At 46.7% G+C, this 12,455-nt stretch carries 5 protein-coding genes; 3 read left to right on the top strand and 2 right to left on the bottom strand.

All coding sequences use genetic code 11. The features are described 5' to 3' along the window. Positions 1-27 precede the first annotated feature (27 nt). On the bottom strand, positions 28-240 hold the full coding sequence (locus ISX59_RS03500) for a hypothetical protein (protein WP_005809609.1): 213 nt from the start codon (positions 238-240) through the stop codon (positions 28-30). After that, positions 237-2,720: a ferrous iron transport protein B gene (gene feoB, locus ISX59_RS03505; RefSeq protein WP_005776077.1), complete on the bottom strand. Its 2,484-nt coding sequence runs from the start codon at positions 2,718-2,720 to the stop codon at positions 237-239. Before feoB ends, ISX59_RS03500 begins: the two co-directional genes overlap by 4 nt. A gap of 124 nt (positions 2,721-2,844) precedes the next feature. Between feoB and tilS the strand changes: the two genes are divergently transcribed. From tilS to pbpC, 3 genes are all read left to right on the top strand, one after another. Continuing rightward, positions 2,845-4,140, top strand: a complete 1,296-nt coding sequence (gene tilS, locus ISX59_RS03510; protein WP_044299718.1) for a tRNA lysidine(34) synthetase TilS — start codon at positions 2,845-2,847, stop codon at positions 4,138-4,140. Between the two features lie 325 nt (positions 4,141-4,465). After that, complete coding sequence (locus ISX59_RS03515; protein WP_220575679.1) at positions 4,466-10,054, top strand: alpha-2-macroglobulin; 5,589 nt, start codon at positions 4,466-4,468, stop codon at positions 10,052-10,054. A 19-nt stretch (positions 10,055-10,073) separates the two neighbouring features. Then, positions 10,074-12,434, top strand: a complete 2,361-nt coding sequence (gene pbpC, locus ISX59_RS03520) for a penicillin-binding protein 1C (RefSeq protein WP_032540986.1) — start codon at positions 10,074-10,076, stop codon at positions 12,432-12,434. Positions 12,435-12,455 lie beyond the last annotated feature (21 nt).

A 12,455-nucleotide genomic window follows, 5' to 3' on the forward strand; every position in this document is an offset into this window, starting at 1 on the left:
GGTAGTACAAATTTTGAAACTACCAAACTATCCGCAGCAATTTTTCTTTGTCTTTTTTTTCTTAGACGAACACTCTTTCCGCTTCTTCTCCATCATATCCTTTAATTCACAGCCACTTGCACAACTTGCACAAGGGTTATCATTTTCTTTCACACGACGAAAAAAAACATAAATACCATAGAGGATGCGGGCTACACACAATATAATCAGTAACCCGACAACCCATTCTTGCCAATTCATAAAAACAATCCTCCTATCTGATAAACGGCAAATGAAACAATCCATGCCAATGCTGTGGTATATCCTGCCGTAAAGATAGCCCACTTCCAACTACCGGACTCTTGCTTGATGGCCACCAACGTGGCAATGCACGGGAAGTAGATCAGCACAAACAGCATATAGCTGAATGCTGCAAGCGGAGTGATCGGAATCCGTTCAGCCAGACTGACCGCATCGGCATCGGCATCATTGGTATAAAGTACACCGAGCGTACTTACTACCAACTCCTTGGCACCCACACCGGAAAGAAGACCGATACTCAGCTTCCAATCGAATCCTAACGGCTCAAGTACAGGCTCCACTGCCTGACCTATCTGCCCGATATAAGAGTTTTCCTGCTGTTCCGCCTGGGTAGGATAAGCATTATGATCCGGATAATAGCCCAAAAACCAAATGATAATGGAAGCAATCATAATGATACCTCCCATCTTTTTGAGGTATTGCGCGCCTTTTTCCCATGTATGCCGGAAGATAGACTTCATAGTCGGCATGCGGTAAGGTGGAAGTTCCATCACGAACGGAGTATCATCTCCCTTCACCAGAAAACGGCTGAACAAACGAGCCATAACAACCGCCAATGCGATTCCGATAACATAAATTCCCAATAAAACCAAACTGCCATTATTAGGAAAGAAAGCACCCACCAATACCAGGTAGATAGGCAGACGGGCACTGCACGACATCAACGGATTGACGAGCATGGTGATCAGACGGCTCTTCCGGTTCTCAATGGTACGTGAAGCCATTATTGCAGGCACATTACACCCGAAACCCATTATCAAAGGAATGAACGACTTACCGTGCAAGCCCATCTTATGCATGATTTTATCCATAATAAATGCGGCACGGGCCATATAACCCGAATCTTCCATCAAGGAAATGCAGAAATACAATATCAGGATGTTGGGCAGAAATACAATCACTCCTCCGACTCCACCAATGATACCGTCAATCATCATATCCTTCAGCGGACCCTCGGACATGTTATCCCGAATCAGGTTACCCATCACCTCGACAAGCCACTCGATACCCATCATCGGGTACTCCCCAATTACAAACGTACCCTCGAACATCAGATACATAAAAAGGAAGAAAATGGGATATCCCCAAATGCGATGGGTCACAATGGAGTCGAGCACCTTCGTTGTCTGTTCCTGCTCCAGATGATTGTCGGTGAAAGTTTCTTTCAACGCTCCACTGATAAAACCATATTTAGCATCTGTCAAAGCAGATTCGCTATCTTCGTTCATTGTCTCCTGTATACGCCGGGCCGCTTTATCCCGTTTCTTTTCCACCTCTGCGGCATTGGGCAGAGTATGAATGAAGCGTTCTATTTCAGGATCATTCTCCAGCAATTTGATAGCCAGATAACGGGTAGAATATTTATGGCGGATAAATTCGTTCTTTGAGATTTCTTCTTTCACCGCATCGATAGCCTTCTCCAAATCGGGGCCATGATTGATATGAATATGGCGGAATACTTTGCCCACCGGTTCTTTACCATGGGTATAGTCGGCAGGATGTTCGCCGTGATCCTTAAAGTTAGGCAGGGTCTGATGCCAATCCATGATTTCCTTAGCCACTTCCGGATGGATATGCCCTTTTTTATCAATAAAGTCGGCACCTTCGTAGAGATTGATAACTACATGGAAAAGACGGTCTACTCCGATATTTTTCTTGCAAACAGTAGGTACCATCGGAACACCGAACAAATTGCCTAACAGGCGGTGATCAAGGGTATTACCGCTGGCTTCCAGTTCATCATACATATTGAGGGCTACCACCATGCGTACATTCATATCGATAAGCTGGGTAGTAAGATAGAGATTACGCTCCAGGTTGGAAGAATCGACCACATTAATGATCACATCCGGCGTTTCATCAATGATGTGGCGGCGGACATAAATTTCTTCGGGAGTATAAGCTGACAGAGAGTAAGTACCGGGCAAGTCGACTATCTTGAAGTGATAACCCTGGAAATCAAAATATCCTTCTTTGGCATCTACGGTCACACCGCTATAATTGCCTACATGTTCGTGGGCTCCTGAAGCCAGATTGAAAAGAGAAGTCTTACCACAGTTCGGATTACCGACCAGCGCCACATTTATCGTACGCCGTTTTCCAAGGGCAACCCGTTTCAAATCTTCCTCTTTTACGTCAATATCTTCAGTCAATCCCTGATGATAAGCAGATTCCTGTGTTTGTAACTTAGCCTCCTGCTCGCTGATGATCTCGATCATATCAGCCTCCTGTCGCCGCAGAGAGATTTCATAACCCATTATTTTGTATTTGATCGGGTCTTTCAGTGGAGCATTAAGCAATACTTCTACGGTTTTTCCCTTGATAAAACCCATCTCCACAATCCGTTTACGGAAGCCGCCGTGTCCCAGCACTTTGACTATGACTCCCTTCTCACCTGTTTTTAATTCGGACAATCGCATAGTGTGTGTACCTCTAATTTTGGCGCAAAGATAATTCATAACTTTGTGGCATGCAAATTATTTAGATTGTTTTTAAATAAGGAAGAATTCTTATCCATATTGACAAAACTATTATCTTTGCAATATGATACAACATAGAATAGCACAATACATCGAAAAAGAGAAGCTCTTTTATCTGAATGACAAGGTATTGGTAGCACTAAGCGGCGGAGCCGATTCTGTGGCTTTGCTACGATTGTTGCTATCAATGGGGTACACCTGTGAAGCTACTCACTGCAATTTCCATCTGCGGGATAAAGAATCGGACAGAGATGAAGCATTTGTACGCCGGTTGTGCCATGAAGCGGAAGTGCCTTTACATACCGTACATTTTGATACAATTCAATATGCCGCCGACAAACACATTTCTATCGAGATGGCGGCCCGTGAATTACGCTACGAGTGGTTCGAAACGCTCAGGAAACAGCGTGGAGCAGCTGTTATCGCAGTAGCTCACCATAAAGATGACAGCGTAGAGACCGTATTACTGAACCTGATCCGGGGTACCGGCATTAACGGACTGCTCGGAATCCGTCCAAAGAACGGAAACATCGTACGCCCTTTGCTTTGCCTGAGCCGCGATGAAATAATCACATACTTGCAACGCATGAATCAGGATTACGTAACGGACAGTACCAATCTTTTGGATGATTATACCCGGAATAAAATTCGTTTGAACCTGTTACCTCTGATGCAGGAAATCAATCCATCGGTTAAAGAGAGCATTATCCGCACGACTAACTACCTGAATGACACGGCAACTCTATACAATAAAGGTATAGAAGAAGCACGGACACGCGTGCTCACCTCCGAAGGTATCCGGATAGAGGCTTTACTGCAAGAACCGGTACCGGGAGCCATCCTCTTCGAACTGTTGCATCCGCTCGGTTTCAACGCCGCCCAAATAGAAAGTATACAGCAATCACTCGACGGACAGCCGGGAAAAGTCTTCATCGGTAAAGGGTGGAAAGTCATAAAAGACCGGGAATTACTGCTAATTGAAGAAGATATAAAGGAGGAAGAAGCCAAACCACCTTTCCGTCTGGTTACGGAGGTATATGATTATACTCCTGAATTTATAATTCCCAAAGATAAAAAAACAGCTTGCTTTGATGCAGACAAGATGGATGCAGCATGGTGTATAAGAAAATGGAAACAAGGTGATGTGTTTATTCCTTTTGGAATGATCGGCAAAAAGCGTGTAAGCGACTATTTGACGGATCGGAAGTTCTCCCTAAGCGACAAGAAGAAACAATGGGTGTTGTGTTGCGGAGAACGAATTGCCTGGTTAATAGGAGAACGAACGGACAATCGGTTTAAAGTAAGTGACAACACAAAGCGGGTAATGATTATCCGAATCTCCCCCAAAGATATCAACTAATAATCAACTGATTACATTTACCAAGCCCTTACCGACACATGTAAAAGCATTTACCCCGGCATGTAAAAGCATTTACCCCGGCGTGTAAAGGCATTTACCCCGGTATGTAAAAGCATTTACCTCGGTGTGTAAATGATGACTACATCCGAAGCGCCACATGCCCTCACTATAGATGACGTAAGCTACACATCTGCCGGGCAAACCAAAAAACAGAGCCTCGCGACACTTTCTATCGGATAAATTGTATCTTTGTAAATCCAAATCTTGAAAGTAGAGATAAAAACGAACGGACGATAAAATAATAACTAACTAAACATGATTCATTATGAAAGGGAAAAAGAATCTTTTAATTCTATTCTCCTGTGTGTTTATGATCATCATCGCAGGATTATTCGCTTGCACACGCAGCGCTAAAGAAATTATTCCGTCTTCGGAATACGCTCCTTACGTCAATGCCTATACGGGCGGTGTCATTTCTCAATCTTCTCCCATACGGATTGAGTTGACGCAGGACCAACCGATGGTGGACTTAAACAATGAACTAAAGGATAATCCGTTCCGCTTCACTCCTTCGATAAAAGGGAAGGCCTATTGGGTCAGTAATAATACTGTCGAGTTTCTTCCGGAAGAGGGACAACTGAAACCGGGAGAATTGTATCAGGGAACATTCCAGCTGGGAAATTTCGTTGAAGTGGATAGCAAATTGAAATCATTCGACTTCTCCTTCCGAGTACAGGAAAGCAATTTCACATTACATACAGCTCCGCTTGAAATAACCGCCTCTTCACCCGATAAAGTAACTGTGAAAGGAGAGATCCGTTTCAGCGATAAAACGACTAAGGAGCAGGTAGAAAAAATGCTTTCTGCCAGTGGCGGGCTGTCTTCTCCGACAGTCACCGTAGAGTCCACCTCCAATCCGTCAGCCTATAGCTTCGTCATCGGCAATATCCAAAGAAATAAACAAGACTACGAACTTGAAATCACAGCAGACGGAAAGTCCGCCGGAATTGACCGGAAGCAAAGTGAAACAATCACTATTCCTGCCAAAGACAGTTTCCGCTTCCTTTCTGCCGAACGCATCGACCAACCGGAAAACGGAATACAAATCGTCTTCTCAGACCCGGTTTCGGATGCTCAGGATTTAAAAGGACTGATCGAAATACCGGAGATTTCTTCGTATATCTTTCAGGTAACGGATAACCGTGTGAATGTTTATTTTGAAGCCAGTCAGCTCAGCAAGCTTACACTGAAAATACACGAAGGCATAAAAAACGGCCAAGGAAAAGCACTGGGAAACTCACACTCTATCTCTTTTGGCGAACTGAGTCTGAAACCTCAGGTAGAAATAGCCTCTGCAGGTGCCATCATTCCCGACTCAAAAAACCTTGTCATTCCGTTCCGGGCCGTCAACCTGTATGCAGTAGATTTGCGGGTTATCCGCATCTTTGAAAACAATGTACTGATGTTTATGCAAAACAATTCGCTTTCTTCGGCCAATGAATTAAGAAGGTCCGGAAGACTGGTATACAAAAAAACATTGTTTTTAGGCAAAGATTCATCAAAAGACCTTCATAAATGGGAAAACTATTCTATTGACCTGGCAGGTCTGATCCATCAGGAACCGGGTGCTATTTATCGTGTCATCCTTTCCTTCAAACAGGAGTATTCGGCCTACCCTTGTGGTGGTGAAAGCCCGAGAATGCAATTTTCCGAAGAAACCGAATCTTTGACCAAAGTCACATCCGGCACTCTTCCGGAAGAAGATGAAGCAGTCTGGGACAAACCCGAAACATATTATTATTTCAGCGGAAATGAAAATGCCGACTGGAGTCAGTACCGATGGGATGAACGGGACAACCCTTGTCACCCGTCTTATTACATGACATCTGACCGGATAGCCACCTGTAATGTGCTGGCTTCCAACATCGGCATGATTGTGAAACGCAATTCAATGAATAAACTTTGGATAGCAGTAAACAACATCCTGGATACCAAACCGGTGGAAAAAGCCCAAGTCACTGTTTACAATTTCCAGTTACAGCCTGTAGGCAAAGCAGTGACGGATTCGGAAGGTTTCGCCACAATTGAAACGAAAGGAGTGCCTTTCATCGTAGTAGCGGAATCAGACAAGCAAAAAGCCTACGTAAAAGTAGCAGACGGAGAAGAACAGTCCACCAGCCGCTTTGATGTGGGCGGCAAGGACATCCAAAAAGGCTTGAAAGGATTTGTGTACGGTGAAAGAGGAGTATGGCGTCCGGGAGACACTCTGCATATCTCGTTTATTCTGGAAGATCGTGCCAAACGTATCCCGGACAAACATCCTGTAGCATTGGAGCTCTATAATCCAAGGGGGCAATTTTATAGCAAACTTATTTCAACCAACGGACTGAATGGATTCTATACATTCAAGATCCCGACGCAGGCAGAAGACCCAACCGGACTATGGAATGCGTACATAAAGGTGGGAGGTACTGCCTTTCACAAAGCGCTTCGGGTAGAAACCATCAAGCCGAACCGACTGAAAATAAACCTGAAATTGCCGGGAGAAATCCTGAAAGCTTCAGATAAAGAAGTACAGGCACACCTTTCGTCAGCATGGCTGACAGGAGCCACTGCATCACGCCTGAAGGCAAAGATAGAAATGTCTTTATCGAAAGTCAACACCCAATTCAAGAATTATGGAACTTACATTTTCAATAATCCGGCTACGGAATTCACCTCGGTAAGAACCGATGTATTCAGTGGTACACTGGACGAAAGTGGCAATGCCGGATTCATGCTGAAACTTCCTGCCTCGGAAAATGCCCCGGGCATGCTTCAAGCCAACATCACGACTCAGGTATTCGAGCCGGGTGGAGATGCCAGTATCCAAACTCAGTCTGTCCCCTACTCTCCTTTCCCGTCATACGTAGGTATCAACCTGAACCAACCGCAGGGCAGATATATCGAAACAGATAAAGATCATGTGTTTGATGTCATTACAGTCAGTCCCGACGGAAAACCGGTGAACCGTTCCGGGCTGGAATACAAAATATACCGCATCAGTTGGAGTTGGTGGTGGGAAAACGATAACGAATCATTCGAAACATACATCAACAGCAGCTCCATCAGCCCCGTAGCTACAGGACGACTCAACACAGTAGGCGGAAAGGGACAATTCAGCTTCAGAGTGAATTATCCGGATTGGGGACGGTATCTGGTTTACGTGAAAGACCGCGAAAGCGGACATGCTACGGGAGGTACCATCTATGTGGACTGGCCTGACTGGCGGGGACGTTCCAACAAGAGTGACCCGAGTGGTATCAAGATGTTATCTTTCTCCATCGACAAGGACTCCTACGAACCGGGAGAAACCGTAACAGCCATATTGCCGGCTTCCGCAGGAGGAAGAGCACTGGTAACACTTGAAAACGGTTCGTCCGTAATTCAACGGGAGTGGATTGAAGTATCGGGGAAGGAGGACACCAAATATCAGTTTAAGGTGACTCCCGAAATGGCTCCGAATGTTTATCTTCATATCAGCCTGCTGCAACCCCATGCGCAAACGGTAAACGACCTCCCTATCCGCATGTACGGTATAATGCCGGTATTCGTAACTGATAAACAAACGGTTCTTGAGCCGCAAATCAAGATGCCGGAAGTGCTTCGTCCCGAACAGGCATTCAACCTGACCGTAAGCGAAAGGCACGGTAAACCGATGACTTATACGCTCGCTATTGTAGATGACGGGCTGCTTGATTTAACCAACTTCAAGACACCGGATCCCTGGAACAGTTTCTATGCCCGTGAGGCACTGGGAATCCGTACTTGGGATATGTATGACGATGTACTGGGAGCCACAGCGGGAAGCTATGGATCGATGTTCAGCACAGGCGGTGATGAAACCCTGAAGCCATCGGACCAGAAAGCAAACCGCTTCAAACCGGTAGTGAAATTCATCGGTCCTTTCAGTATTGCCAAAGGAAAAAGCCGCACTCACCAGATCACTTTACCGATGTATGTAGGTTCTGTACGTGCCATGGTAGTGGCCGGTCAGGACGGAGCATACGGAAATGCAGAAAAAACAGCTCCTGTACGCACTCCGTTAATGATTCTTTCGACACTGCCACGTGTACTGAGTACCGGTGAAGAAATTGAAGTTCCTGTTAACGTATTCGCATTGGAAAACAGTGTGAAGAATGTAAACGTATCCATACAGGCTTCCGGTGCCGGAGTACAAGTGAACGGCAGCAAGCAGCAGACGCTTACTTTCAACCAAACCGGTGACCGGCTTATCTTCTTTAAATTAAAGACAGGTACGAAAACCGGGAAAGCTACCATCCATCTGGCTGCTAACGGTAACGGACAAAGTACCAAAGAAACAATCGAGATAGAGGTACGTAATCCGAATCCGACAGTCACTTTGCGTGAGAGTAAATGGGTGGAAGCCGGAAAGAGTGAAGAGCTCCATTACCAGTTAAGTAACGGTTCGGAAGGAAACAGTATACAGTTGGAGGTCTCACGCATCCCGTCTGTCGACATAAGCCGCCGTTTCGATTTCCTATACAATTATCAGCACAACTGTACAGAGCAACTGACTTCAAAAGCCCTTCCGCTGCTGTTCGTCAGCCAGTTCAAAACAGTAGACAACGAGGAATCGGAAAAGATAAAAACCAATGTACAGGAAGCCATCCGTCAACTATACGGGCGTCAACTTCCCAACGGAGGCTTCGTCTATTGGCCGGGAGATGCCTCGGCAAACGAATGGATCACCTCTTATGCAGGTATGTTCCTGGTATTGGCACAAGAAAAGGGTTATGCAGTGAACAGCAATGTATTGAACAAATGGAAACGCTTCCAAAAGGCAGCATCCCAGAATTGGCAACCCGTCACACAAGAGCAGAACTGGTGGTATTGGCAGGCAGACCTCCAGCAGGCTTTCCGCCTTTACACACTGGCTATGGCGGGATCACCTGAACATGGAGCCATGAACCGGATGAAAGAATTGCCGGCACTCTCGCAACAAGCCAAATGGCGTTTGGCAGCCGCCTATGCACTCAACGGCAAAGAGAAAGCAGCCGGTGAACTGGTATTCAGTGCTAAGACAACCGTAGAACCTTATTCATCGAATAACTATGTATACGGTTCATCCGATCGTGACGAAGCAATGATACTTGAAACCTTATTGCTGATGAACCGCCAGCGTGAGGCCATGGAACAAGCCAAAATCGTTTCACACAACCTGGCACAAGAGACATGGTTCAGCACACAGTCTACTGCCTTTTCATTGATGGCAATGGGACGTTTGGCAGAAAAACTGTCCGGTACGCTGGACTTTAACTGGACGTTGAATGGCAAACAGCAACCGGCTGTAAAATCAGCCAAAGCCATATACGAGGCATCACTCCCCACTTCACCACATGAAGGAAAAGTAATCCTGAAAAATAACGGGAAAGGATCTCTAAACGCAGATCTGATCACACGTACCCAATTACTGAACGACACATTGCCGCCGATGGCCAATAATCTACGCCTGAACGTAAGGTATTTAGACAATAACGGCTCGCCGATAGATACACGTTCTCTGAATCAGGGTACGGACTTTATGGCAGTGGTAACTGTAGCCAACATCAGTGGTACGACGGATTATACGAATCTGGCACTGACACATATCATTCCTGCCGGCTGGGAGATCTTTAATGAACGAATGGCAGGACAGATTACAACCTCTGCTCCTTATAGCTATCAGGATATTCGCGATGACCGGATACTGACCTACTTTAACTTACAGCAGGGACAAGCCAAAACATTTACCGTCCGCTTACAGGCGACCTATGCCGGTGATTTTGTTATGCCGGCTATCCAGTGTGAAGCGATGTATGATGCTAATGCACAGGCAAGGACACAGGCCGGAAGGACGCAAGTCATCAGGTAAAACTATCAAATAAAACCTGATGAACCGTATTCTTAAACCAAACAATCTTCCCCCCTCCCCACAAGGGAGGGGGTGGAAGAAATATTTCAAAAGTTGGTGGAAGATTTCTCTCTTCCTCCTACTTCTCCTATACTTATTTTGTCTTCCCCGGCAATTATTCACCTCTCCCTATTCTACTGTCTTGGTCGACCGTAATGGGGAACTTCTCGGTGCCCGTATCGCCACGGATGGACAATGGCGTTTCCCTCCGCGCGACAACACACCGGAAAAAGTAGCTACCTGTCTGGTTGAATTTGAAGACCGTCAATTCTACCGCCATTGGGGAGTCAACCCCTTGGCAATAGGCAGAGCCGCCCTGCAAAATCTCAGACACAAGCGAATCGTCAGCGGGGGAAGCACTCTTACGATGCAAACGATTCGGCTGGCACGGAACAAGCCGCGTACATTCAAGGAAAAACTGATCGAGATGATAGGAGCCACCCGGCTGGAGTTCCGTTATTCCAAGAAGAAGATATTGTCACTTTATGTTTCGCATGCCCCCTTCGGAGGTAATGTAGTGGGACTGGATGCTGCTGCATGGCGCTATTTCGGACACTCGGCAGAAGAACTATCCTGGGCGGAATCGGCTATGCTTGCCGTACTTCCCAACTCTCCCGCCATGATCCACCTTTCGAAAAGCCGGCAAGCATTACTTGACAAACGAAACCGACTGCTGACACACCTGCACCAAAAAGGTATTCTCGATACTTCCACTTATGAACTGGCTATCAGCGAGCCACTCCCCCAGGAACCTTTGCCTCTTCCACAGATAGCCCCCCATCTGACAGACCATTTCTATCAGACCCGAAATGGAGAATATTCCGTATCGACCATCGACAAGGGTATACAAACTCAGATAGAAAGTCTGGTAGAACGGTGGAACAGCGAATTCAAGCGAAGTGATATCCGAAATATGGCCATCCTCGTAATTGACATTCGTACCAATCAGGCCATTGCTTATTGCGGCAATGTACACTTCGACAAGAAAAAGAGCGGTAACCAGGTAGATGTAATCCGGTCACCACGCAGCACAGGAAGCATTCTCAAGCCCTTTCTTTATTATGCAATGCTACAGGAAGGAGAGATTCTTCCCAATACTCTGTTACCGGACGTTCCGGTCAACATTAATGGCTTTACTCCACAAAACTTCAACCAGCAATTCGAAGGTGCCGTACCGGCTTCGGAAGCCATCGCACGTTCGCTCAACATTCCTTCGGTCACAATGTTACAACGGTATGGAGTACCCAAGTTCCACAATTTTCTGAAGCAGATAGGGCTGACCACCTTAAACCGTCCCTCAGGACACTACGGACTTTCTTTGATTCTGGGAGGAGCGGAAGCTACCCTTTGGGATGTCGCTTCGGCCTATGCCAATATGGGACGCAGCCTCAACGGACTGGTACAGACCCCTTGTACCTTATTATTATCGGACTCCCTCTCCGCCCACCGATCCCCGGCCATCATTCAACATCCGCCATTCCAACCCGGAGCAGTCTGGCAGACATTTGACGCCATCAAAGAAGTAAACCGCCCCGAAGAGATAGACTGGCGTACCATCCCTTCCATGCAAACCATTGCCTGGAAAACGGGTACCAGTTATGGTTTCCGGGATGCCTGGGCAGTGGGGGTAACTCCAAAATATGCCGTAGGTGTATGGGTCGGAAATGCTACGGGTGAAGGCAAGCCCGGACTGGTAGGGGCCCGTACAGCGGGGCCTGTCCTGTTCGATGTATTCAATCTGCTCCCCTCCTCTCCCTGGTTCGAGCGCCCACAAGGTAAACTGGTTGAAGCAGAGATCTGTCGGCAATCCGGACATTTGAAAGGACGGTTTTGTGAAGAAACAGATACCCTGCTAATTCTTCCGGAAGGCCTCAGAACGGAAGCCTGCCCCTATCACCACCCGGTCACCCTATCAGCAGATGAACGGTTCCGTATCTACGAAAACTGTGCTGACCGTGAACCGGTTGCCCGCCGAAACTGGTTTACCCTTCCACCCGTATGGGAGTGGTATTATAAACAGCATCATCCTGAGTATCATCCGCTCCCCCCCTTCAAACCCGGATGCGGAGAAGACCGTTTCCAGCCGATGCAGTTTATCTATCCTCCGATGGGAGCGCGGCTCCATCTGCCTAAACAGATGGATGGTAACCAAGGACAGCTGACCGTCGAATTGGTCCACAGCCATCCCAACACAACTGTCTACTGGCATCTGGACGAAACCTACCTGATGCAGACACAGGACTTCCATAAATTCTCTCTACGCCCTGCTCCGGGAAAGCACTCGCTGACAGCAGTAGACGACGAAGGAAATACAATTTCAACAACGTTCTTTGTGGAATAGCCCCCAAAATGGTAACTTTGC

Origin of the sequence: Bacteroides sp. FSHCM14E1 (assembly GCF_019633785.1) — a bacterium.
Classification (GTDB): Bacteria; Bacteroidota; Bacteroidia; order Bacteroidales; family Bacteroidaceae; genus Bacteroides; species Bacteroides hominis.